Below are 23,821 nucleotides of genomic sequence, written 5' to 3' on the forward strand. Positions count from 1 at the left end.
GTCAGCGTATGTCTTCAATTCGGCACCTCCTGCATACGGCCTGCAAGATACGGCGAAAGTATGCGTTGCAATTAATTACTATCTTGCCAATGCGCGTCATTCGAAAGGGGCGGGGTGATAACCTCAGCCAAGATTTCATAATTTTTGCGCAATGGATACACCCAAAGGGATGTGTTTTTTGCGAGGTGTTGATATTAATATATACCTTTGATAATCAAATGTGAGGGGGCATACTCCTATATGAACGATTCTGGCCTCGGGGGAGGGGCCGATTGAAAAGGAATTGAAAAATGGCGATGAGTGGACTTGTGGCTGGTGAAGCCGTTGATGTTCAGGTGAATGTGAATAAAGAGGATATCAGTCGTTACGTGAAATCAGGTGATGATCTGGTGGTCGAACTGACCAGTGGCGATGCGATCCGTGTCAGTAATTTTTATGCCAAGGCGGGAAATGGAGAGGCGCACCGCCTGATCCTCGCGGACGGTACATTTAGCGGCGTGGAAGGTGTTTTCGAAGAAACTGAAGCTGTTGGCCTCGGGCAGGGGTTCGGGTTTGATGGGCTTGGTGCCGGTCTGGCTGCGGCTGCCGGTCTGGGCGCGGCTGCCTTGGCGGCAGAATGGGACAGCGGCAGCAGCAGCCCTGCGCCTGATCCCGACCCGGACCCTGATCCCGACCCTGATCCCGACCCTGATCCCGACCCGGACCCTGATCCCGAACCCGAGCCTGAAACGTCTACGGGGTTGCTGGATTCCGTTGTTGCCGATGGTGGCCTTCTGGGCGCCGCGACCGGCAATGAAGGCGGTCTTGGCGGCGTGACCGGATCCGAAGGATTGCTGGGCGCGCTTGTGGGAAACGATGGCCTCCTGAGCGTGGCGACGGGCGAGGACGGTCTTGCCGGGTCTCTTCTGGGGACCGGTTTGCTGGGGGATGGTTCGCAATCCTCTGATCCGCTGGCCAGTGTGACAGAGGGCTTGCTTGGCGAGAATTCCCTGCTTGGCGGATTGCTTGGAAGCACGGGCCTGACGTCCGGCCTGCTTGGGCCTAACGGCCTTGTCGGCAGTTTGCTGACGGAGGATGGTCTTGTCGGAGGCTTGCTGACCGAGGATGGTCTTGTTGGTAGCTTCTTGGCCGAAGACGGTCTTGTCGGTGGTCTGCTTGGCGGCGATGGGGTTGTCGGTGGTCTTTTGGGAACCGATGGACTTGTCGGCGGGCTGCTGTCAGAGGATGGCATTTTGGGCGCTGTGACCGGTGACGACGGCCTCCTTGGCGGTTTGCTTGGTGGTGAAGGCGGCCTGCTCGACGGCGTAACTGGCGACGATGGTCTGCTTGGCGCTGTGACCGGTGACGATGGCCTTCTTGGCGGTCTGCTTGGTGGCGAAGGCGGCCTGCTCGACGGCGTAACTGGCGACGATGGTCTGCTTGGTGCTGTGACCGGTGACGATGGCCTTCTTGGCGGTGTGACGGGTGACCTGCTTGGTGGTGACGGCCTTCTGGATCCCGTGGTGGCCGATGGCGGCCTTCTGGGCGATGTGACGGGCAACAGTGGTCTTCTGGGCGATGTGACCGGCAACGACGGTGTGCTCGGCGAGGTCATCGGGGACAGCGGAGTGGTTGAAGATGTGACTGGCTTGACCCTGATCACCGATGGCGATCCGTCGGCGTCGAACGGGCTTCTCGGCGGTCTGACCGACGGCGTGCTTGGCGGGGAGGACGGTCTTTTGGGCGGCCTTCTCGGGGGCGAAGACTCCCCCATCTGATCACTCTCGACAGCACAAATTTCAAGCGCCCCGCTCTATGGTGGGGCGCTTTTTCGTGAGGTCCTGTCGTTGGCCGCTTTCGCTGAGGCAGACCGTTTAATTTATATGCATATTTTTACCTGCTTCCTGTAATGGGCCGCTTGACTTTCGATACTTACGGATATTTAGTACATACTTAAGGTGCTCATATAGACTTTAGTGTGTGTTTTGTGTCTGTGTGAGGGGGCTAAGCAAAGGAGTGGACTTATGGCTAATAGAACTATTCAAGCGTCACCGAACGACGTGCGTGTATTTTTGAATTTAGAACCGACCGGTATGGAGAGCTACAGCCGTTCGGGTGATGACCTGATTATTGACCTGGGGACAGGCGATACGGTCACGGTGGAGGATTATTACGTCCCGACCGAGAGCGGATCTTTGCACAGCATCGTTTACAGCGATGGCATGGTTGTCGATGGTGACCCCGCCGCCGAAGGAGGACTGGGCGCTGGATTTTCCGAGGAGGGGGCCGCCCTTGCGGCCCTTGGGGGAATCGGTCTTGCGGCGCTTGCTGCCGGTGGTGGTAGTAGTAGTGACGACGCGGACGCCGATGCTGACGCGGACGCCGATGCTGACGCGGATGCGGATGCGGACGCTGATGCCGATGCTGACGCGGACGCTGATGCTGACGCTGATGCCGATGCTGACGCGGACGCTGATGCCGATGCTGACGCGGACGCTGATGCCGATGCTGACGCGGACGCCGATGCTGACGCGGATGCGGATGCCGACGCTGATGCCGATGCCGACGCTGACGCTGATGCGGATGCCGACGCGGACGCTGATGCCGATGCGGATGCCGACGCCGACGCTGACGCTGACGCCGATGCGGATGCCGACGCGGACGCTGATGCCGACGCGGATGCGGATGCCGACGCGGACGCTGATGCCGACGCGGATGCGGATGCCGACGCCGATGCCGACGCGGATGCCGACGCTGACGCTGACGCGGATGCCGACGCCGATGCTGACGCCGACGCGGATGCTGATCAACAGGGGCTGCTTGATCCAGTGATCGGAAGCGGCGGTCTGCTCGCAGGCGTGACCGATGATGGCTCAGTGTTGGGTGATTTGACCGGGTCCGAAGGGTTGTTGGGGGATCTCCTTGGTTCTGAAGGCGAGCTTGGCGATCTGGGCAATGAACTGTTCGGTCAGCCGGTCGTCGGTGACGGAGTACAGGGAGACGAAACCGGTCTGCTCGACGGTGTCGTCTCCGATACGGGGCTCTTGGGCGATGTAACCGGCAATGGCGGGTTGCTTGGCGACGTCACAGGGTCCGAGGGCCTGCTTGGCGACATCGTTCAAAACGATGGAGTGCTGGGTGATGTCACCGGCTCCGACGGGCTGGTTGGAGACCTGATCGGCACCGGGCTTTTGGGTGAAGGCGAGACCCCCGACGATGGTACGGGTGACGGCGGCCTTCTGGATGGCCTGACTGGTGAGGACGGCCTGCTTGGCGGCCTGACCGGCGGTGGCGACCTTCTCGGAGGTGTGACCGACGGCTTGCTCGGCGGAGAGGGTGGCCTTCTGGACGGCGTGACTGGTGAGGACGGCCTGCTTGGCGGCCTGACCGGCGGTGGCGACCTTCTCGGAGGTGTGACCGACGGCTTGCTTGGCGGAGAGGGCGGCCTTCTGGACGGCGTGACTGGTGAGGACGGCCTGCTTGGCGGCCTGACCGGCGGTGGCGACCTTCTCGGCGGTGTGACCGACGGGTTGCTCGGCGGCGAAGGCGGCCTTCTGGACGGCGTGACCGGTGAGGGCGGCCTGCTTGGCGGCGACGCGAACATTGTCGATGAGGTGCTTGGCGGTGTGACCGAGACCGATGCCGGGCTGTTGGATGACATTGTGTCGGACGGCGGTCTGCTTGGTGACGTTACCGGCAACAGCGGCTTGTTGGGTGATGTCACTGGCAACGATGGTGTGCTGGGTGAGGTCGCCGGTGATCAGGGCGTGGTTGAGGATGCAACCGGTCTGGTGCTGATCACCGACGGTGACCCGTCTGCCTCTGGAGGTGGCTTCTTGGGCGATATCACCGATGGACTTCTGGACAGTGGCCCCTTGGGCGATCTGGCCGGACTTGGAGACGATACGCTTTAAACTGAGACCCATTCCATCCGGGCGGTTCTTCCGCCCGGATGGCACCCTAGAGAAGATGTGAAAGCGTAGAAGAGATTTGAATCGCCTCCTGTGTTTTGAGGAGGTGTAGGAGAAGACTCCCCCTAGAATCTTCTCCGCTGGTGGGACGCCCCGCACACGAGGCGCCCCGTCAACTGAGAGGCGGGTTATGCCCCCCCACCACTCAACTGCGCATGGTCCGCCTCTCTCCTAACATAGAACGAAGCGGAACACGATATGAGTGATAGCCAACAGTTTCGACAAAAACCAGACGATAAGTCCAGAGATTTGGTGACTGAAACGCTCGCTGCATGCGCTGTTGCCCGTTATTTTGGCTTCTCTGCGACGGCCGATGCCTTGGCCAGGATCGCCTATGACGCCTATGACCATGAAAAGCAATTTGGAAACAAAGAGTTGTAATTTATGGGCAGGTCCCCCGCCTGGTGCCGGTGATCGTCCGGGGAAAGCGTGTAATGCCAGAAAATCATCGGATTACGATTTGGGGCGACTTTACCTGCAAGCGACAATTCAAGCGATGATGAAGATGAATCCTCGGGGAATCGAGTGTGTATTCGCCCGGATTCGCTCCGTGATGGGGGCGTCTCGCTTTGCCTGAATGGATGCTGCGAGATGTAGCATCGATCCTTTCCGAAGGATCGTGGCTCCGCTTGCCCGACGACAGCCGCAAGGTGGCCGGAGCTTCGACACATTTTCCGACATACCGCCCTGATGATATCGTCTTTATCCGGTCGAAGGATAACAACTTCGGGGTGCCAGCAGACGTTCTTGCACGCAAGAATGTTTCGCCACGATTGGCGATTGTCTCAGACATGCCGCCGGGTGACTTGAAGGCCGAGGCGGTTTTCCAGGTCCCGGATCAAAAAGCTGCCCTGTTTACGTTAGCGCGTGCCGCGCGCAAACGGATCAACGTGCCCGTGATTGCAGTCACCGGCAGTTCGGGCAAATCGTCGACTACGGACTTGATCGGGCATACTCTTGAGGCTTTGGGACCTGTTTATCGGACACGCGAGGGGGCAAATCTTCCGCGTGGTGTGGCCTGGAATTTGGCATGTGTCTCGGAGGACGATAAATTCGTGGCACTGGAACTGGCGATTGGTGGAATGCAGGATAACACCGCTTTGGCTAGGCCAGATATCGCGGTGTTTACGAACATCCATTTGGCGCATGTCATCTATCATCGTGATCTGCGTACGATCGCGGAGCGTAAAGCGCGCATATTCGAAGGGGTCAATCCGGGTGGCTGTGTCATCCTCAATAGCGGAATGAACGAAGGGGCGTATCTGGATAAATGTGCGCGTAGCAAGGGGCTAAGAGTTATCTACTATGGGCGCCGTGCCAAGGATCACGTGCGCCTTTTGCGGTTTGAAGCGTCCAAGGGGATTGCAGATATTGCTATCGGCAAGAAACTCCTGCGTCTTGAACAGTGTATGCGCCACGGCGTTCATATGCTGGAAAATTTCATGGCGGCCTGCGCGGTGCATCTCGCTTTGGGGGTGCCGTTGAATAACCTGGCCAAGCGCTACGCCACGTTCAATGTCACCAGCGGGCGTGGTACGGCGCATCAGCTTGCCGTCGAAGACGGCAATTGTACGTTGCTTGATCACTCCTATAACGCCAACCCTGCGTCGATGCGCGCCGCCTTGGTTCACCTGCGCAATACTCCGACCAACGGCCGCCGTATTGCCGTGCTGGGCGCGATGGCGGAACTGGGCGATTTATGCGCGGAGGAGCATGAAAAACTAGTCGCGTATATCGAGACCCTGGGGCTGGACCGAGTTTACACGCTTGGCGCAGAATTCACCCGTGCCGCGAGGTTGCCGGGGCATGTTACCATGAAGTCGCCCGAAGCACTTTGGGATATTCTGGGGTCCGAACTGCAGTCCGACGATGTGATCTTGGTCAAAGGGTCGAACAGCACGGGTTTGAACCATGTCGTCAAAGGTGTCTTGCGCGAAAGACTTGGGCAGTAACGCGTTAAGCCACGCTTCGCGCCGTGCCTTTTCCCCCAAGGCGGCCAACCCGATGAACTATGCTGTCTCGCGGTTTTGCAGCCAAAAAAAAGCCCTGCTGAATGAACGGCAGGGCTTGAGAGTAAGGCGTGTCTCACATTTTAGGTGAGAGCAGTGTGTGATCCCTTTATGGGGCAGTTCATGGCGGGTTTCAATTAAAATTACAAACTAAAGGGTGGTTAATATCTCAAAAAGTATGTTATTGGACCGAATTTTCCCGGAGTCGGCGACCTTGGCTTACTGTGAAGCACTGTGCCGCGTTTAACGATGATTGCCCCGCCCGAACCGACCCGGATGATTGGGAATCCCACGAATGGGCCGCTACTTGGCAAGCTGCACGGGAATTAACCTTGGGTGCAGGTAGCATTCGTTATTTGGCGTTCGCCCCGTGACGCGAATTTCCAATTGAAGCGGGGCAGGGGCCATTCGTTCACGCGGTGGCGGGCGTAAACCGTATTGGTCGTAATATATGCGCCCCGATGTCCAATTGCTGGTGGGTTGCATCCAGTCGCATGGATCATGGTCTGTGTTCTGCCCCCATTGCGCGGCTTCGGCCGCCCCGCGAGGCACGGCTTTGTAACTCAGTCTCAGGTTTTCCGGGATGGGCTTTGAACTCGACCACCATGTCTCGACCCAAAGCATCTGCCGGTCTGTAATGCGCCGGGGGGTCAACCGCACCCCGAGAAGCGTCAGGCCATGTAACGTCACCGGGTCAATGCGGGCATCCTCGGGAACAAAGGAGGCCTGCCCATGACTGGCATCCGGTGCGAAGGACGGCAACCGTTCCAGCCGGTAACGATCCGGCGATTTAAGCGCGGGGGAAGGCGTTTCCGGGGCGCTGTCAGCGGGGGCCAATTCGATAAATGCCCCGCGCCCATGCCGTTGGAGAGATGTCCCCATCGTTTGGCACATGTCCCGATACCGTTCGGTAAGCTCCTGCGCGGCGTCGCCTTTCAGGGCTTGGCTGAAGCCATAGCCGATCCCAAGCGGAACGAACTCGATCCAGTTTATGCCGGTCTTGCCAAGTCCTAGACGGAACAGGCCGCCATCCCGGAGCCAGTTGGTCGATATATCCGACAGCAGCGCGCCGGCCCCGTGCAGGATCGGCCTGGACTTGTAAATTTCAATCCCCCGCAGCCGATGGCCGGACGATCCAAGCACGGCATCGGCCCCCGCTTCGATCAGGGCATGGCAAATTGCACTCACATTGCCATCCGGTTCCGGAGCGTCGCCGCCGCCCCAGTGAACGGCAACCAGGACAATATCCGCATCGGCCTTCGCCCGTGCGATCCGGGGTTCCATCGTCTTGCGCCAATCCGGGCCATTCCGCAAAGGGATATGGGCCGTGCCCGGTGTGTCTTTGCCAGCGGCAAACCTGTGCTGGGCGGCGTCAATACTGAACAGGGCCACGCGGATGTCGCCCGCGGTACAAATGGCCGGGCTGAAGGCCTCTTTCCTGGTTTGCCCACTTCCCGCGCTGGCGATGCCGAGCGCGTCCAGTATATCTTTTTGTTGCAGCAGGGCCGCGGCACCGTAATCACCGCTATGGGCATTGGCCACCGCCACCGCATCTATGCCCGAGGCCGTCAGCACATTTAACATCTCGGGGCGGGCACGGTAGTAGAACGGACCACGCTCTCCCTTGTCCACACTCTGTTTACCAAGCGTGCTGACAACGCAATCAAGGTTTACCACAGATAGGTCCGCAGCCTTGAATTCGGGGATATCCAGTACCTGATCATACCCTAGTTGCGCTGTCCTGTAATGCTGTCGGCGCCCCAAGTTGACGCTTCCGCCCCAAGCCAGAACAGCCTCCGCCGGACGGGGCAGGTCGCTTGCGCGGTCATCGGTGCCCGGCAGGGCCTTCGTATCGCTGGCCGGTGATTGTGATAGACGGGGGGCCTCGTGCAGGTAGTGTTTTAGGTACGCGACATACCCAGACAGGTAATGTTCGACATCGTCGATCCTGACGCGGAAGGAGTGGTGGCGGATGAAGAAGCTGCCAAGAATGCGTTGGGGGTTTCTGAAGTACATTGCGATTTCGGGCCAGAAAAAACCATTCAGCAAATACTGGGCCCGGGTTTCCAACGCGCGATAGAATTTGTCCCGGTCGAGATGTTTCAACAAATGCCGGTGCATGTCACTTTGCTCAAGACGGCGGATCATCTTGTGGGCCGCCATCATCAGTTCCAACAATGTCGGAAAGGTCGTGATCCGCTCAATCACGAAATCCAGATGCCCGGTGACATTTTGCAGACCGAATTTAAAATACCGCTCCTCGGGCCGATAAAGCGTTAATTCATTGACGCAATAACTCAGCCAATGATCGTGGATTTTCCAGTGATCTTGGGCAATGAAATAATCAAAGGCTTTTTCCACCGCGGCCAACCACCGAGAGTCATTGGTCAGGCCATAAAGGCGCATCAGGCCAAAGGCCGCCTCGCCATCGTAATAGATGATCCGGAAAACCTCTTTGACGCTAAGATCATCAGCGTTGAGTACATGCGTCAACTGCCCTGTTTCGGCATTCTGCATGTGCACGATGCCCTGCGCCAGTTGTTCCAGTAGGGGAAGGTGCCTTTCGTCGCGCGTGAGTTCTGTATATTTGACAAGGGCGAGAAGGCAAACGGCGCTTCCACCCAGCTTGATCTCGTTGTTGACATCCTGAAGATAGGCGACCTGCTCACCGTTCGGCAGGGAATATTGCCGTATCAATGTGCTGGTCAAAAGGTGCAGAGCACGATCAATTGCGGCCTTGAGGTCGGCGTCCCGTGTCACCTCCCATGCCTCCAGCATCGCATAAATCGTACTTGTGTGACGCAGCGTGTTATAGGATTTGATCTCGCGGTCGAAACAAGGGTGCAGGCCGTAAGTGAATTGCCCTTTCTCGTCGACCTGCGCTGCCAGGAACCGGCTGGATTGATCGACCATGCTTTCGACGGTGTCGGCGTCCAGACGGGCAATTTTGCGTCTTCCGGTATCGCGCCCTTCAGAGTCACCGGCAAAACCGTGCAACGGAACGGGTGGCTGATCGGGCTGTATAAGGAAGGCTTCGGTCGTGAACAGTTTTACGGGGTGCGATGGAGATTCGGGCAGCTGGAAACCGTCGCCGAAACGTTTCTGGCCGTAGATGCAGAAGTTCTTGGCGTTCAGGCCCCCGTAGGGCGTGTCATTTCCAAGGTAAAGCATTGCATTGGCGTTCAATTCCTGCTCCAGAAATGCCTGTGTGAACTCGGGGGCGAGCGCCAGGCCATACCGGAAATAATTCCGCTTACTGCTGCGGATCGCCAGTTTGCATTGATCCCAGTTAAGATCCCACGTCCGGGCCACCCAATCCACCCGAAGCCAGCGAAGCAATGGGTCCGGTTCGGATTGTTGCAATCTCCATGCATCAAGCTGGCACCAGATTTCCGCAAGGTCCGCCCCGCTGAAATGAACCACGGTGGCCCTTTTTCGGCCATCGCTCATTGAAAAGAACACTCGTAAAGGGATGCCGTCTTCCGGCGTTCTTATCGCGTAGGTCAAGGCCGCCCGTGCCTGCTGCAACAGGGCCGAAAGGGCTTTTTCAGCTTGGGGCACTTGTTCCATAGCAGGTCGGTTGGGCTTGCTCTCCGGTTTTAATTGTGAAGCAGGCCGGGACGCGTCGGATTTCGCCATGCAGTTTACCTTTGAGACCTTGCTGTTATCCTTGAGAAGGCAGAATAATTTATCTGTGGCTCACTGTCCTTGGGACGTTTCGAAATGATACCAATGATGTACGCGGATTTGCCGGCGGAACCTGCATCCGGGTATAGGTTTTGCTTCCCGTCTGGACAAGATTCTTTCCATGATGCCAGACCCTGCCGGTTTTCACCGATAATCCTCGCAAACAGGAGATTTCGTATCCCTTCGGGTGGTTGGTTGCGCCAAGGCGATGTGATCCCATACTATTTTATAGTGACAATACATTAGTATATGTGCAATACTCAAAAAAATGTCATATCCATACTTTAGTCAAAAGAGGGATACATGGTTGCGTTCAGTGAGGAAACCTATCGTCCGTACAACGAGTCGGTTTGCAATGAAGTAAAGACCGGAAAGGTGCCCTTGGCGGGGATTCTTCTCATCGCGACGCTGTGTGCAGCCATAGTCGCCGTGATGGCCTTTCTGTACGGAGCCGGATTCTGGGGCCTATTGTTAAGTTATACTCTCAGCGGCGTTTCGACGGTGCTCATTTTATCGAGCATCTGTTTTCTCCGATCCTGAGGCGTTCGGGGTTCCAGGTAATCCGTTCGATTATTGGGGGCGATGGCAGCGTCACCTTACGCATCTGTCAGATGCAAGCCACCGCGAGGCTGGCCCGTCTGAAATATCCCAATCCCGCGCGTTGACGCTCCCACAAGGGAAAGCTTCATGGTACCCCACCGCCGTTGCCCTTATGGAGCCAAAGACCTTGTTCATCACAATGCTTGCCTGCAGGTAGAGGTTCGAGGCGAGCGACTGTAGATGCCTTCGATTTTGCCATGACATTATCCCTTTTTGAATGCGTTCTGGCGTGACGCTGCCCGGCCTATTCCGGGATGTGGTGACACATTGAATTCTCGGGATTTAAAAAAGATTAATTCCGGTGACACCCAGCAAGGCCGTATGACACGAAAAGCCCCCCCCTGGCGGGAGTGCTTTGGGAAAGATGAAGGGCCTTGGGGCTTTTCAGTTTCGGACCGGTTGCGTATGACGCGGCAGCAATTGGAGACCCGTGATGCCCTCAGAGACCCCGCAACCCGCTTTCGTGCTTGTTCGCCCGCAGATGGGCGAAAACATCGGTGCCGCCGCGCGGGCGATGTGGAACTTCGGCTTGGACCGGATGAGGGTGGTGGCGCCGCGCGATGGCTGGCCCAACTCCAAGGCGGCGGCCATGGCCAGCGGCGCGGGGCGCCTTCTGGACGAAGCGCAGCTTGTCGGCGACGTGGCCGAGGCGGTGGGCGATTGTCATTACGTCTTTGCCACCACGGCGCGGGCGCGCGGGTTGACCAAGCCGGTCTACAGCCCCGAGGGCGCGATGACCGAGGCCGCCGGGCGAATCGCGCGCGGTGAGAAGATCGCGGTGCTCTTTGGGCCGGAGCGGGCGGGCCTTGAAAACGAGGATGTGGCCCGCGCCAATGCCATCATCAACGTGCCGGTCAACCCGGAGTTTCCCAGCCTCAACCTTGCGCAATGTGTGTTGCTGACAGGGTACGAGTGGCGGCGCGCGCAGGGCGCGATCGAGGCGCGCCGGGTTGATATGGCCAAGGCCGATTGGGCCGAGCAGATCGAGATCGAGAAGCTGTCGGATCATTACGAAGAGCGCTTGGGCGAGGCGGGGTTCTTCTTTCCCGAGCACAAGGCCGAGGGCATGAAGATCAACCTGCGCAACATGTGGTCGCGGATGCCATTGACGCGCGCCGATGTGCAGATGTTGCACGGCGTCCTGCGGCAGATGGTCCGCTGGAAAGAGCGCGGCGACTGAGCGCGCTTGAAGGGGCCTGCGGGGCGCACTACTGTTGCCATCGCATCAGGTTAGAGGGCGAACATGTCAGGCAAGCGCAGCATTTTCGAAGAGGTTGGCGAGGGCGAGGTCCAGCGCGATGCCCCCAAGGGCGGCATGATCGACGCGGGCCGCCGGGGCGCGCGCGGCGCGATCCGGGTTTGGTTGATGGTTTTGTTCGCCTTGGTGGTGGTGATGATCGCCGTGGGCGGGCTGACCCGGCTGACCGACAGCGGGTTGAGCATCACCGAGTGGAAGCCGGTGACCGGGGCCTTGCCGCCGATGAGCGCCGAGGCTTGGGCCGAGGAATTCGACAAGTACCGCGCCATTCCCGAATACCAGCTGCAAAACAAGGGCATGAGCCTGTCGGAGTTCCAGTTCATCTATTGGTGGGAATGGGGCCACCGGCAGTTGGGCCGGGTTATTGGCCTTGTCTGGGCCGTTGGGTTCTTTGGTTTTATGGCGATGCAGAAGATTCCGCCGGGTTGGACCAAAAGGTTGTTGTTGCTGGGTTTGCTTGGTGGCGCGCAGGGCGCGATTGGCTGGTGGATGGTGTCATCCGGGCTGGAAGGCGAGATGCTGGATGTGGCGAGTTACCGGCTAGCCACGCATCTGGGGCTGGCCTTTGTGATCCTTGGGTTCATCGCGTGGTATGCCATGCTCTTGGGCCGCGAGGAGCGCGAATTGATGCAGGCGCGGCGGGCACGGGAGCGTAAACTCTTCGGGCTTGGTACCGGGTGGTTGCATTTCGCCTTCCTGCAGATCCTGATCGGTGCGCTTGTCGCCGGGATCGACGCCGGGCGCAGCTATACCGATTGGCCGCTGATGGCCGGGGGTGTCCTGCCACCCGATTTCTGGATTCCCGAGTTGGGCCTGAGGAATTTCTTTGAAAACCCCGGGCTGGTGCAGTTCATTCACCGGGTGACGGGGTATCTGCTGTTGACCTTCGGCATCGTGGTTTGGCTGAAGGGGCGGCGTAGCGCCCACGTGGCAACACGCGTGGCTTTCACGGCCGCTTTCATCGCGCTTTGCGCACAGGTGGTTCTGGGCATCGTGACGGTGCTTTATATCGCGGCATGGCAGGTGGCGATCGTGCATCAGGTGTTGGCGGTGGTCTTGTGGGTGTTGATCCTGCGGGCGCGGTTCTTGGCGCAATATCCGCGCGCCCAATCGGTAAGAGGGTAAGCCATTGACAGCTTTTGAAAATTTGATGGCGCATGAGCGCGAAACCCAGGCCCTTGACCGGGTGGCCGGGCGGCTTTCGTGGGATCAGGAAACGATGATGCCGCGCGGCGCGGTCGAGCAGCGCGCCGAGGAGATGGGCGCGCTTCAGGCGATGATGCACGCTCGCAAGACCGACCCGCAGGTGGGGGAATGGTTGGCGGAGGCGCGCGCGCCCGATGCCGTGGGGGCCGCGCAATTGCGCCTGATTGCGCATCGCTATGCGCGGCTCACCCGCGTACCGGCGGATCTGACGCGCGCTTTGGCGACGCTGACCAGCCGGTCGCAGGCGCAATGGGCCCTGGCGCGTGCCGAGGATGATTTCGTGGCCTTCGCGCCGACACTGGACGAGGTCGTGCGCCTCAAGCGCGAGGAGGGCGCGGCACTGGCCGATGGTGGCGATCACTATGACGCCTTGATCGACGACTACGAGCCGGGGATGGGGGCCGCCGAATTGGCGGCGATGTTCGACGAGATGCGCCCCGGGTTGGTCGAGTTGCGATTGACGGCGCTTGAGGAGGTGGAACGCGCCCCCGTGAGCGGACAGTTCGCGCCGGAGGTTCAGGTGGCCTTGGCGCGCGAATTGGCCGAGCGCTTTGGTTATGATCTGAGCCGCGGGCGGATCGATATGGCGGTGCATCCCTTCAGCTCGGGCTCGGGCGATGATGTGCGGATCACCACGCGGGTAAGTGAAACGGACCCGTTCAACTGCCTTTATTCGACGATCCACGAGGTGGGCCATGCCTGTTACGAGCAGGGTGTCGATCCGGCCTATCACATGACGCCCGTGGGGCAGGGTGTCTCGATGGGAGTGCATGAAAGCCAAAGCCGGATTTACGAAAATCAGTTGGGCCGAAGCCGGGCCTTTTGCCATTTCCTTTATGGACGGATGCGTGACGCCTTCGGCGATATCGGTGTGACCGACGAAGAGGCGTTTTATGCCACGGTGAACCGCATGCATCGCGGCTACATCCGGACCGAGGCCGACGAGGTGCAATATAATCTGCACATCATGCTGCGGTTCGAGTTGGAGCGCGCCCTGATTGCCGGGGATTTGCAAGTGGCTGATCTGGAGACCGCGTGGAACGACCGGTTCAAGGCCGATTTCGGCTATGACGTGGACCGCGCGTCAAACGGTGTGTTGCAGGATGTGCATTGGTCGGTGGGCCTGTTCGGCTATTTTCCGACCTACAGTTTGGGCAATGTCTATGCCGGGTGCTTGCATGCGGCCCTGCGGGCGGATGTGCCTGATCTTGACGACCATTTGGCAAAGGGCGATCCGGCACCGGCCACGGCATGGTTGCGCGACAAGGTACAACGCCACGGCGGGCTTTATGAGCCGCGCGAGGTGATTGCGCGTGCCTGCGGGCAGGCCCCCTCGGCGGAGCCGTTGATGGCGTATCTCACCGAGAAGTTCTCCGGCCTTTATACCGGCTAAGGCGCGCGGCCTGCGGCGAGCCGGCGCGTTGAAAGCTAATGCACTTGGGATACTGCAAGGCTGCCCCCGTGCATTCGTCTTGGGAAAACGGCGGGCCTCACTGATTAACAGTGATGGTTTCCTTTGCCTCGGCCTTTTCGATCCATTGCGCCAATGTCGTTTCAAGCACCGCGTGATTGCGGGTTTCAATCGCGTGGCGCAGCGATTGCAGGGCCTTGGCGGTTTCAATCTCGGACAGGTGCGATTCCTGGGCGCGCAAAATCTTGGCATGGGGGGTCGTCAGCATGTCGGACCCGATCAGTAATTCCTCGTGCAGTTTCTCGCCCGGTCGCAAGCCGGTGATCGCGATTTCGATGTCGCCGTCGGGATTTTGATCATCGCGCACGGAATATCCCGCCTGTTCGATCATACGCCGGGCCAGGTCGCGAACCGGCACCGGTTTGCCCATGTCCAAAACAAAGACATCCCCGCCACGGGCGAAGGAGCCGGCCAAAAGCACCAGCCGCACCGCTTCGGGGATCGTCATGAAATAACGGGTCACATCCGAATGGGTAAGCGTGACCGGCCCCCCGCGTTGAATCTGGCCGGAAAACAGCGGGATAACCGACCCCGAGGAGCCAAGAACATTGCCGAAACGGACCATCGAAAACCGGGTGGGCGATGACCGGGTGGCCAGGTCTTGCACCACGAGTTCGGAAAGCCTTTTCGAGGCCCCCATAGCCGAGGATGGGCGCACGGCCTTGTCCGACGACACAAGGATGAAGCGCTCCACCCCCGCGTTGCGTGCGGCGTCGGCCACGACCTTGGTGCCAAGAACGTTGTTGCGCATGCCTTCAAGGGCATTTCGCTCGACCATCGGGACATGTTTGTAAGCTGCCGCATGCAGGACGATGTCGATCGCGCCGTCATGCAAAATTTCCGAGACAAGATCGCTGTCGCAAACCGATCCGAGAACCGCAGAAATGGGAATGTCCGGGGCGATTTCCTGCAATTCGCGCTCGATCTCGAACAAGGCCAATTCACTGTGATCCAGCAAGGTCAGATGGGATGGGCGGCATGACAGAAGCTGCCGGCAAAGTTCCGACCCGATGGACCCCCCGGCGCCTGTCACAAGAATATGCCGGGCGCGGTATGTATCCGAAACACCGGGCATTTCTTCTTCCATCAGGTCACGGTCAACCAGGTTGTTCACGTTGATGGGCTTGGTCTCGAAAAGCCCGCGTGAATTGTTGGCAACCAGATCCGCGAACGAGGGCAGAACATGCACTTCGCATCCGGTGGCCCGCAACTGGCCGGCTATGGCTTGTTGCGTGACGGGGCGCGCGCTTGGGATGGCAAGCACGATCCGGCGGACATCGTGACGCGCGATCAGTTGATCAATCTCGGCCGGGGCATGCACCCGCAGCCCGCCGATGGTCAGGTTCTGCATGCGCGGCTCGTCATCGACAAAGGCGACCGGTTTTACCATCGGATCGGTTGCCAGGGCCGCGGCAAGCTGCTGCCCGGTTTGTCCCGCACCGTAAATGACGATGGACACGCGCGGATGCCCCCGGCGATAAATTTCCCGCAAAACGGTGCGCATGATCAGCCGCGCCGAGACCGACAGAATGACGAACAGCATGCCGGTCACAATGGCCGTTTCGATAGGCGATTGAAGCCCGGTAAAAACAAACCCGGCAAGAGACGCCGTAAGGGTCAGGCCCAAGGCAACGCAGGCGGTTTCTATCATGCCCTGCAACTCATAGGCGTTAAGCTTGATACGGTGCAGGCCCAGAAAAGCGGTAAAGCTTAAGCCCACGGCAAGCAAAACGGCCATGGTCCAGAGTGCTTGTGAAGTAAGTTCAAGCGCTTGTCCCTGCTCAAGAATGACAATCCTTGCAAGGCAGTAGGAGATGGCAATCAACCCGACATCAATTGCCAAGATAATCGCGCGCTTCTGAGATCGCGTGAGACCGACCGCGATAGAATAAAGCATCACTAATTCCCCGACTTGCCTCAACCCGCGCGATCAAGGCACATTGAAGATACCAAACCGCACCTGACACACAAACTACATGGTCTACGGTGCACGCAAAGGTTTAGCGTCTTGCTTGGCGGCTTCACAAGCTTCTTTTTCCGAGCGCGAAAAATATTGCTCAAAAATGCCTAAAATAAGAGCGGCTCCACCCAGGGTTGTTCTGGTGTGTTCGCGATTTAGGCGAAGTGTTGAGCGCAGGTTCGGATGATTCGCGTCGGTCGTGCGGCGATGGCTGCTGACCCGTGGTCACCCTTCGAACCAGTGCGTCTTGGAAAAATCCGTCAAAAACCCGTTCTGACCGGCGCTTGGGGCGTGCAGCTTGCGCTGGCATGGCAACACATCGCGGCTCATCCCGAGATTCCAATTGTCACCGTGGGGCGGACCGGGCTAGGAAGTAGAAAATGGGGGACCTTTCATGTTGAGCAATCGACGTGCGTCATCACTCTTGGCTGCTTTCGGTGTACTTCTGCTTATTGCCGGGTGCAGTTTGCCGCGCGGCGCGGCAATTCAGTCTGAGGTTTTGAACGAACAGGAATCAGAGGATCCGAGTTTTCAAGTCGTGCCGGTGACGCGCAATGTTGTCCCGGCGCTGGCGCAATGGCCCGTAACCGGGTGGGACGGACAGTACCATTGGTTCGGACGCGATCACGGGCCGGACTCCAACGTCATTCAGGTCGGCGATATGCTGAGCATCGTCGTTTGGGAGTCCGAGAACAATTCCCTGCTGTCTCCGCCGGGATCGAACATGGTGGAATTGCCGCCGCAGGACGTCAGCGCCAATGGTAAGGTCTTCCTGCCCTATGTCGGTGATCTGAGTGTTCGGGGCTTGAGCCCGGATGCGGCGCGACGCCGCATTCAGGCCAGTTTGGAAGATATTTCCCCCTCGGCGCAGGTTCAGGTTTCGGTGTCGGAAGGGCGCAACAACTCAATTGACCTTGTCAGTGGCCTGCAGGCGCCGGGGAGTTACCCGCTTGAAAGCCGAAACACCACGATCCTGAGCGCGATCGCCAAGGGGGGCGGCATTCAGGGTGGCCTGCGCAACCCGCTTTTGCGCCTGCAACGCGGCAGCAAGACTTATGAAACACGGGTCAGCAACCTGCTGGAAGATTCGCGCCGCAACGTGCGCCTGCGCGGTGGCGACCAAATCGCCGTGGTGGAAGATGAGCGGAGTTTCAATGTCCTCGGTGCCGCGGGCAACCAGACGCTGCTGTACTTCGAGAAAGAGCATATGACCGCGATGGAGGCTCTTTCCGCCATGGGGGGGTTGCAAGCGTCGCGCGCGAACCCCAAGGGGGTTTTGATCCTGCGTGAATACAAGGCCAACGATCTCAAGCCAGGATGGGCCGGGCCGGATATGCAGCAGGTTGTGTTTACCATTGATTTGACCAGTGCCGATGGCCTGTTTGCCGCTCGGAACTTTCAGATCAATCCGGATGACACCCTGTTGGCCACTGAATCGCCGATCAATGCGGCCCGGACGATCATCGGCCTGTTCGGCACCGTGATCGGTGTGTCAAGCAGCGCCAATAACCTTTGATAACGCCTGCTTGGCAGGCCTCAGAACGGCCAACCCACCCCGCCTGATACCTTCGGCGGGGTGGGGCTTTTTGACGGTGCTTGACCCCCCGGGGCGGTATCCCAAGCGAAGCATGGCTTTGATGGTGGCCCGCTGGTGCTAAAGCGGTCCGCGCCTTTCGCCTGAGCCTTCAGCGGCAGGCGGGGTGCGTGCACCGGTTGGTCTTGGGCTGACGCTTTAGCCTTCGGCGAAGATGTTAAAGACCTCGTCGTCCGGGTCATCTGCCTTGGTCATGGGGCTGGCCTCGTGCGAACCTTGGCTGTCACGGCGCGCCTTGCCGGCCTTGGAAACGCGATGCCGCATTGTTCGCGGAAGGGCCTGCGGCCGATGGGTCGTGTCTGCAGGGACCTCGCGATCGTCTTGTTCAATGGGCTGTGGGCGTCTTCTAACGGGGCCGGTCGCTGAAAACAGCGAACGCAGGGACCGCGAGAAAGCCTTTTGCTTTTTGGCATGCCTCAAAGGCGTCACGCGCCGGGGCGAGATGGATGCAGAGTCTTTCACCACCCGAGATACATAGCGCCGCCCAACAACCGATGCGCGGCGCAGGTCGGCAGGTTTGAGGGTGGAGTAACTCAACAAGATACCGCCAGTAAGCGCCAGATCACGCCAGAAATGCGAGATATCGCCGGGATGGAAATGCAGCAAGTTGTCAATAACGCTTGAGCACAAGACAAACATGGCAAGCATCAACGAACTCAGCCGCAATTCGACGCCGGCCATGAACGCAACGGCGCATCCGAATAACAGAACAGTCCCCAACAAGTTTGCCTTTTGCGGATCAATCATGGAAAGAAAAATGGCCCGATGATCGACACCGTCGATCAGGTTCAGGGACAGGGCCATGAAATAGGAACCGATCACGATCCGGATCAGGTTGAGCCCGGTGTGATTGATCCAACGCTGGTTTCTGCGATCCATAGATGGATGGCTCCATAGCGAACGTGATCTTGCGACACTGCGAAAACTGACAGGGCCCTTGAACGCAAAAGGCCATGCCGGGATGGTCGAGAAGCGTGACAAAAATGGCCCCGAACCATGGAAGTTCGGGGCCAAATTACGGCAACATCAAGGCAGGGCGCTGCTATTCGCCCGGCGTGGCGCCTTCGTTGGGCGCCTCGGCCTCGATTTCGCCCTCATCGGATTTTTCGGCGATCCAGGCGACACTGACAACCTTTTCGCCCTTACCCGTGTTGAACACCTTGACGCCGCCCGCACTGCGCGAGCGGAAGGAGATGCCATCGACCGGCACGCGGATCGACTGCCCCTTGGAGGTGGCAAGCATGATCTGATCGTCCAGATCGACCGGGAAAGAGGCGACAAGCGTGGCATTTGCCTTGGTTGACCAAGCATTTACGCCTTGGCCCCCGCGTCCGCGCGTGGGGTAATCGTGACTGCTGGAAATCTTGCCGATACCATCCGTGGTGATGGTCAGGATCAGGTGTTCGGCGGCATGCATTTGCTCGAACCGTTCACTGGAAATGTCACCTGCCGGGGCCTCTTCATCGTCGTCCGTGCCTTCCAGTTCATCCGCGCCGACCATCTGGCGGCGCATCTTCAGATAGGCGGCGCGTTCGGCGGCCTCGGCCTCGAAATGGCCGATGACGGACATGGAAACGACACGATCGTCACCCGATAGCTTGATACCGCGCACCCCAGTGGACTTGCGGCCCTTGAAAACCCGCACATCGGTGGTGGCAAAGCGGATCGCACGGCCCGAATTGGTGACAAGCATGACATCGTCATCCTCGGTGCAGATCCGGGCATTGACCAGTTCCACCCCGTCGGGCAATTCCATCGCGATTTTGCCGTTGCGCTTCACATTGGTGAAATCAGACAGCGCGTTACGGCGCACGTCGCCCGCCGTGGTGGCAAAGAATATCTGCAGGTCGTTCCACTGATCCTCGGGCGCATCGACGGGCATGATCGCGGCGATGGAAACGCCCGCCGGGATGGGCAGGATATTGACGATGGCCTTGCCCTTTGACGTGCGGCTGCCCAGTGGCAAGCGCCATGTCTTGAGCTTGTAGACCATGCCCTCGGTGGTGAAGAACAAAAGCTGTGTGTGGGTGTTGGCGACGAACAGCGTGGTGACCACGTCGTCGTCTTTCAAACCGCCCCCCGACAGCCCCTTGCCGCCGCGCTTTTGCGCGCGGAAATCGGCCAGCGGCGTGCGCTTGATATAGCCGCCCTGGGTGACGGTCACGACCATGTCTTCGCGTTCGATCAGGTCTTCGTCGTCCATGTCGCCCGACCAATCGACAATCTCGGTCCGGCGGGGCACGGCGAATTGTTCGCGCACCTCGCGCACCTCGTCGGCGATGATACCCATGATGCGTTCGCGGCTGGCAAGAATAGCAAGGTATTCCTTGATCTTGCCCGCAAGCTCTTGCAACTCGTCGGTGACTTCCTTGACGCCCAGTTGGGTCAGGCGTTGCAGGCGCAAATCAAGGATGGCACGGGCCTGCGTTTCGCTGAGGTTATAGGTGCCGTCCTCGTTGGCCTTGTGCGTCGGGTCGTCGATCAGGGCGATATATTCGAGGATATCACCGGCGGGCCAACGGCGGGTCATCAGTTTCTCGCGCGCCTCAGACGCATCGGCCGAGGCGCGGATGGTCGCCACGACCTCGTCCACGTTCGACACGGCCACGGCCAAGCCGCACAGGATATGGCTACGGTCGCGGGCCTTGCGCAGCTCGAACGCCGTGCGGCGGGCGACAACCTCCTCGCGGAAGGCGATGAAGGAGGTGAGGAAACGGCGCAGGGTCAGTTGTTCGGGCTTGCCGCCATTGAGCGCCAGCATGTTGCAGCCAAAGCTGGTTTGCATGGGCGTGAAGCGGAAAAGCTGATTGAGCACCACGTCGGGCGTTGCATCGCGCTTGAGTTCGACCACCACGCGCACGCCATGACGGTCGGATTCATCCTGCACGTGGGCGATGTTCTCGATCTTCTTGTCGCGGACGGTCTCGGCAATCTTCTCGATCATCGAGGCCTTGTTCACCTGGTAGGGGATCTCGTCGATGACGATGGCATAGCGATCCTTGCGGATTTCCTCGACCCGGGTCTTGGCGCGGATGATGACGCTGCCGCGCCCTTCGAGATAGGCTTTGCGCGCACCCGACCGGCCCAGCATGATACCGCCGGTGGGGAAATCGGGGCCGGGGACGTAGTCGATAAGTTCTTCGGAACTCAGATCGGGATTGTCGATCAGGGCCAGCGTGGCATCCACCACCTCGCCCAGGTTGTGCGGCGGGATGTTGGTGGCCATGCCCACGGCGATACCGCCCGCGCCATTGACCAGCATGTTGGGAAAGCGGGCGGGCAGGACGCTGGGTTCGCGATCCTTGCCGTCGTAGTTATCCTGGAAGTTGACGGTGTCTTTCTCGATATCGGCCAGCAGGGCACCGGCGGGCTTGTCCATCCGCACCTCGGTATAGCGCATGGCGGCGGGGTTGTCGCCGTCCATGGAGCCGAAGTTGCCTTGCCCATCCAGAAGCGGCAGGGACATCGAGAAATCCTGCGCCATACGCACCAGCGCGTCGTAAATGGCCGAGTCGCCGTGGGGGTGGTATTTACCCATGACATCCCCCACGGGCCGCGCCGATTTGCGGTAGGGTTTATCATGCGTGTTGCCGGTTTCATGCATGGCGTAAAGGATGCGCCGGTGCACCGGTTTCAACCCGTCGCGCAGGTCGGGGATGGCACGGCTGACGATGACCGACATCGCGTAGTCGAGATAGGATGTTTTCATCTCGTCGGCGATGGAAATGCTGGGCCCGTCGTGCTCCGGGCGCTCAGGCGTCATTTCGTCAGTGTTTTCAGGGGGTTGACTGTCGTCGCTCACCTTGTGGCCCGTCCTGTTTTTGAGGGTCTATATTTTGTTGCCACAGTTATATCAGACGCCGGATATGGGGTGCAATGCCTGACATATGGGTGTTGTGGCAGCCGGGAACGGTGGCTGCTAACATGTTGTTTTTATTGAAAAGTAATTTTCTTGCGGCATCATGGACAGGCGTATGGCCCAAAAGACGTTCAACAGGAGCAGAAAAATGGAAATGAGCGAGACCGAAATGATGCTGAAGGGGTATGGCCTGACCACGGCGGAATTCTTCTATCACATGCCCGATTACGTGCATGTGCTGAACAGTTTCGTCTGGCAGGATTACGATATCGCGCCGGACCACCCGCGATTGTTCAAGTTCATCGAGTTCTGGCAGGACGAGATCGACGGACCGCTGCATTCGGTCAAGTTCAGCCACCGCAAAATGATCTCCCCCGGTGAATGGCGTAACGTGGTGGGGGAATTCACCCTGCATTGATAGGATGCGAGACAAGGGATTGCGCCGCTTGTCGCGTCGCCGGGGGCGGGGGGCTTTGCCCCCCACGTTGAAAATCAGGGATTTTCAACGCTCCCCCAGGATATTTGTAAAAATAAGAAGGGGGCCTAACGCGCCGTGATCGCGCGCGCGGATCAGGGGATGATCCGGGTGTATTTCATGCCTTCCAGGGAAACCCCGGCCAGCGCGCCGGCCTGGCCGAAGATGACCGCCACGACGGGCGCTGTGGAGGTGGTGGTTTCGGCCCGCAGGTTTTCGCCCTTGTCCTTGAAGACATACTCGATATCGGCACCTGCGGCCCAGCCCGAGGAACGACGGAAGCCTTCCAACGCGTTCTGGGTCATGAAAAAGAGCACATGGGCGAATTGCTGTGCGCCGATTTGCAAGCCAACGCTGCCCTTGGTGGCCGAGTAGTAATCAACCGTGGCATTGTTGATCCGCAGGGCACCGCGGCCGTACCCGCCGCCAACGATGAGCCCGCCCTCGGTGACCAGCGGCATGACCAGCATGCCGGTGGATTTCTCGGCCAGATCGCGGGTGTTGGGGTAATTGGTATAAAGATAGTTCAGCGTGGTATCGACACGGGCGTCGATTTTCTCGGGGCCGCGACTGCCGACGCCGTTGCCGCAGGCGGCAATGGCGGAGGTGCTGGCGAGCGCGCCGAGGGTGAATGCGCGACGGGAAAAGCTGTTCATGGTTTTGCCTGTTCGTTGCCTGACTATGGGGCCGGTCTTTTGAAACGCCGGTCTGCGCGCAGTATAGCAGCGCATTTTGCGCTGTCACGCACCTTGTCAAGCGGTGGCAAGGCTTTGCGCAGGGATCAGCCGTTGAGGGTGCGGGCGACCTGGGGGGCGAAATAGGTCAGAACCCCGTCGCAGCCTGCGCGCTTGAAGGCCATCAGGCTTTCGATCATCGCGCGGTCACCGTCGATCCAGCCGTTTTGCGCCGCGGCCATGATCATCGCGTATTCCCCCGAGACCTGGTAGGCGAAGGTGGGGGCGGCGAATGCCTCTTTCACGCGGCGGCAGATATCGAGGTAGGGCATGCCGGGTTTGATCATGACCATGTCGGCCCCTTCGGAAAGGTCGCGCGCGACGCAGCGCAGCGCCTCGTCGGTATTCGCCGGGTCCATCTGGTAGGTTTTCTTGTCGCCCTTGAGTGCGCCCGACGCGCCCACCGCATCGCGGAAAGGCCCATAAAAGGCCGAGGCGTATTTCGCGGCATAGCTGAGCAGCAGGACGTCGCGGTGGCCGGCGCCTTCGAGGGCGGAGCGGATCGCGCCGATCCGGCCGTCCATCATATCCGAGGGGCCGATGATATCGACGCCGGCCTCGGCCTGGCTGAGCGCTTGTTTGACAAGCGCCTCGACGGTTTCGTCGTTGACGATCTGACCATCCACGACGAAACCGTCGTGCCCGGTGTCGGAATAAGGGTCGAGCGCCACGTCGGTCATGATCGCGATATCCGGTACGGCGGCCTTGATCGCGCGGGTGGCGCGGTTCGAGAGGTTCTCGGGGTTCCAGGCCTCGGCGCAATCCGAGGTGCGGTTTTCGCTGCCCGTGTAGGGAAACAGGCAGATCGCCGGAATGCCAAGCGCATGCGCCTCTTTCGCGGCCTCGACCACCTTGTCGACGCTGCGCCGAACGACCCCGGGCATTGAAGGCACAGGTTCTTCCACGCCATCGCCCTCGCGCACGAACACGGGCCAGATCAGATCGCCGGAGGTAAGGCCGTTTTCCGCCACCATGGCGCGGATGGCGGGGCTGCGCCGGGTGCGGCGCAGGCGGGTGG

The 23,821-nt window shown here is 59.5% G+C and carries 15 protein-coding genes and 1 pseudogene; 10 read left to right on the forward strand and 6 right to left on the reverse strand.

Translation table 11 applies throughout. The annotated features are described in order from the left end of the window. The first annotated feature begins 296 nt into the window (after nucleotides 1–296). The 5 genes and pseudogenes from RBB32_RS17635 to murF all read left to right on the forward strand — a co-directional run bounded on the left by RBB32_RS17635 (nucleotide 297) and on the right by murF (nucleotide 5,902). On the forward strand, nucleotides 297–1,757 hold the full coding sequence (locus tag RBB32_RS17635) for a BapA prefix-like domain-containing protein (protein WP_306154604.1): 1,461 nt from the start codon (nucleotides 297–299) through the stop codon (nucleotides 1,755–1,757). 315 nt (nucleotides 1,758–2,072) lie between these two features. After that, nucleotides 2,073–2,141, forward strand: a pseudogene (locus RBB32_RS21385) (hypothetical protein); the annotation flags it as partial. 717 nt (nucleotides 2,142–2,858) lie between these two features. Further along, entirely contained in the window at nucleotides 2,859–3,893 is a 1,035-nt protein-coding gene (locus tag RBB32_RS17645) for a hypothetical protein (RefSeq protein WP_306154606.1), read from the forward strand. Between the two features lie 255 nt (nucleotides 3,894–4,148). Beyond that, a complete protein-coding gene (locus tag RBB32_RS17650; protein ID WP_306154607.1) occupies nucleotides 4,149–4,331 on the forward strand; it encodes a hypothetical protein in 183 nt (60 codons plus the stop codon). Between the two features lie 248 nt (nucleotides 4,332–4,579). After that, complete coding sequence (murF, locus tag RBB32_RS17655; RefSeq protein WP_306154608.1) at nucleotides 4,580–5,902, forward strand: UDP-N-acetylmuramoyl-tripeptide--D-alanyl-D-alanine ligase; 1,323 nt, start codon at nucleotides 4,580–4,582, stop codon at nucleotides 5,900–5,902. A gap of 360 nt (nucleotides 5,903–6,262) precedes the next feature. Here murF and RBB32_RS17660 read toward each other — a convergent pair whose 3' ends face one another. After that, complete coding sequence (locus RBB32_RS17660) at nucleotides 6,263–9,529, reverse strand: CapA family protein (protein ID WP_306154609.1); 3,267 nt, start codon at nucleotides 9,527–9,529, stop codon at nucleotides 6,263–6,265. Between the two features lie 1,150 nt (nucleotides 9,530–10,679). On the opposite strand from RBB32_RS17660, the gene RBB32_RS17665 reads away from it, so the two are divergent. From RBB32_RS17665 to RBB32_RS17675, 3 genes are all read left to right on the forward strand, one after another. Continuing rightward, nucleotides 10,680–11,426: an RNA methyltransferase gene (locus tag RBB32_RS17665; RefSeq protein WP_306154610.1), complete on the forward strand. Its 747-nt coding sequence runs from the start codon at nucleotides 10,680–10,682 to the stop codon at nucleotides 11,424–11,426. 63 nt (nucleotides 11,427–11,489) lie between these two features. Next, nucleotides 11,490–12,629: a heme A synthase gene (gene ctaA, locus RBB32_RS17670; RefSeq protein WP_306154611.1), complete on the forward strand. Its 1,140-nt coding sequence runs from the start codon at nucleotides 11,490–11,492 to the stop codon at nucleotides 12,627–12,629. Nucleotides 12,630–12,654: 25 nt separating this feature from the next. After that, complete coding sequence (locus RBB32_RS17675) at nucleotides 12,655–14,103, forward strand: carboxypeptidase M32 (protein ID WP_371931082.1); 1,449 nt, start codon at nucleotides 12,655–12,657, stop codon at nucleotides 14,101–14,103. Nucleotides 14,104–14,200: 97 nt separating this feature from the next. On the opposite strand, the gene RBB32_RS17680 is transcribed toward RBB32_RS17675, so the two are convergent. Then, nucleotides 14,201–16,078 carry a nucleoside-diphosphate sugar epimerase/dehydratase gene (locus RBB32_RS17680; RefSeq protein ID WP_306154613.1) on the reverse strand — a complete coding sequence of 626 codons (1,878 nt, stop codon included), beginning with the start codon at nucleotides 16,076–16,078 and terminating at the stop codon, nucleotides 14,201–14,203. Nucleotides 16,079–16,685: 607 nt separating this feature from the next. On the opposite strand from RBB32_RS17680, the gene RBB32_RS17685 reads away from it, so the two are divergent. Next, complete coding sequence (locus RBB32_RS17685) at nucleotides 16,686–17,657, forward strand: polysaccharide biosynthesis/export family protein (protein WP_306154614.1); 972 nt, start codon at nucleotides 16,686–16,688, stop codon at nucleotides 17,655–17,657. A gap of 216 nt (nucleotides 17,658–17,873) precedes the next feature. On the opposite strand, the gene RBB32_RS17690 is transcribed toward RBB32_RS17685, so the two are convergent. Together RBB32_RS17690 and gyrA are read right to left on the reverse strand one after the other, a co-directional pair. Next, nucleotides 17,874–18,614: a hypothetical protein gene (locus tag RBB32_RS17690; protein ID WP_306154615.1), complete on the reverse strand. Its 741-nt coding sequence runs from the start codon at nucleotides 18,612–18,614 to the stop codon at nucleotides 17,874–17,876. 163 nt (nucleotides 18,615–18,777) lie between these two features. Further along, the gene (gyrA, locus tag RBB32_RS17695) at nucleotides 18,778–21,498 is read right to left on the reverse strand and encodes a DNA gyrase subunit A (protein WP_306154622.1); all 2,721 of its coding nucleotides are present in this window, start codon (nucleotides 21,496–21,498) and stop codon (nucleotides 18,778–18,780) included. A 244-nt stretch (nucleotides 21,499–21,742) separates the two neighbouring features. Between gyrA and RBB32_RS17700 the strand changes: the two genes are divergently transcribed. Beyond that, entirely contained in the window at nucleotides 21,743–22,012 is a 270-nt protein-coding gene (locus tag RBB32_RS17700) for an usg protein (protein WP_306154616.1), read from the forward strand. Nucleotides 22,013–22,164: 152 nt separating this feature from the next. Here RBB32_RS17700 and RBB32_RS17705 read toward each other — a convergent pair whose 3' ends face one another. After that, complete coding sequence (locus RBB32_RS17705; protein WP_306154617.1) at nucleotides 22,165–22,725, reverse strand: YSC84-related protein; 561 nt, start codon at nucleotides 22,723–22,725, stop codon at nucleotides 22,165–22,167. 125 nt (nucleotides 22,726–22,850) lie between these two features. Further along, nucleotides 22,851–23,821, reverse strand: a 971-nt coding sequence (hemB, locus tag RBB32_RS17710; RefSeq protein WP_306154618.1) for a porphobilinogen synthase, incomplete at its 5' end; no start/stop codon positions are given.

It is taken from the genome of Roseovarius sp. MMSF_3281, from assembly GCF_030733685.1.
In the GTDB taxonomy this organism is placed as follows: Bacteria; Pseudomonadota; Alphaproteobacteria; order Rhodobacterales; family Rhodobacteraceae; genus Roseovarius.

Bases quoted from the DNA above. Each gene is read 5' to 3' on its own strand.
- RBB32_RS17635 (WP_306154604.1), top strand. From the start codon at position 297: ATGAGTGGACTTGTGGCTGGTGAAGCCGTTGATGTTCAGGTGAATGTG.
- RBB32_RS17650 (WP_306154607.1), top strand. From the start codon at position 4,149: ATGAGTGATAGCCAACAGTTTCGACAAAAACCAGACGATAAGTCCAGA.
- RBB32_RS17660 (WP_306154609.1), bottom strand. From the start codon at position 9,529: ATGGAACAAGTGCCCCAAGCTGAAAAAGCCCTTTCGGCCCTGTTGCAG.
- RBB32_RS17665 (WP_306154610.1), top strand. From the start codon at position 10,680: ATGCCCTCAGAGACCCCGCAACCCGCTTTCGTGCTTGTTCGCCCGCAG.
- ctaA (WP_306154611.1), top strand. From the start codon at position 11,490: ATGTCAGGCAAGCGCAGCATTTTCGAAGAGGTTGGCGAGGGCGAGGTC.
- RBB32_RS17675 (WP_371931082.1), top strand. From the start codon at position 12,655: ATGGCGCATGAGCGCGAAACCCAGGCCCTTGACCGGGTGGCCGGGCGG.
- RBB32_RS17680 (WP_306154613.1), bottom strand. From the start codon at position 16,078: ATGCTTTATTCTATCGCGGTCGGTCTCACGCGATCTCAGAAGCGCGCG.
- RBB32_RS17690 (WP_306154615.1), bottom strand. From the start codon at position 18,614: ATGGATCGCAGAAACCAGCGTTGGATCAATCACACCGGGCTCAACCTG.
- gyrA (WP_306154622.1), bottom strand. From the start codon at position 21,498: ATGACGCCTGAGCGCCCGGAGCACGACGGGCCCAGCATTTCCATCGCC.
- RBB32_RS17700 (WP_306154616.1), top strand. From the start codon at position 21,743: ATGGAAATGAGCGAGACCGAAATGATGCTGAAGGGGTATGGCCTGACC.
- RBB32_RS17705 (WP_306154617.1), bottom strand. From the start codon at position 22,725: ATGAACAGCTTTTCCCGTCGCGCATTCACCCTCGGCGCGCTCGCCAGC.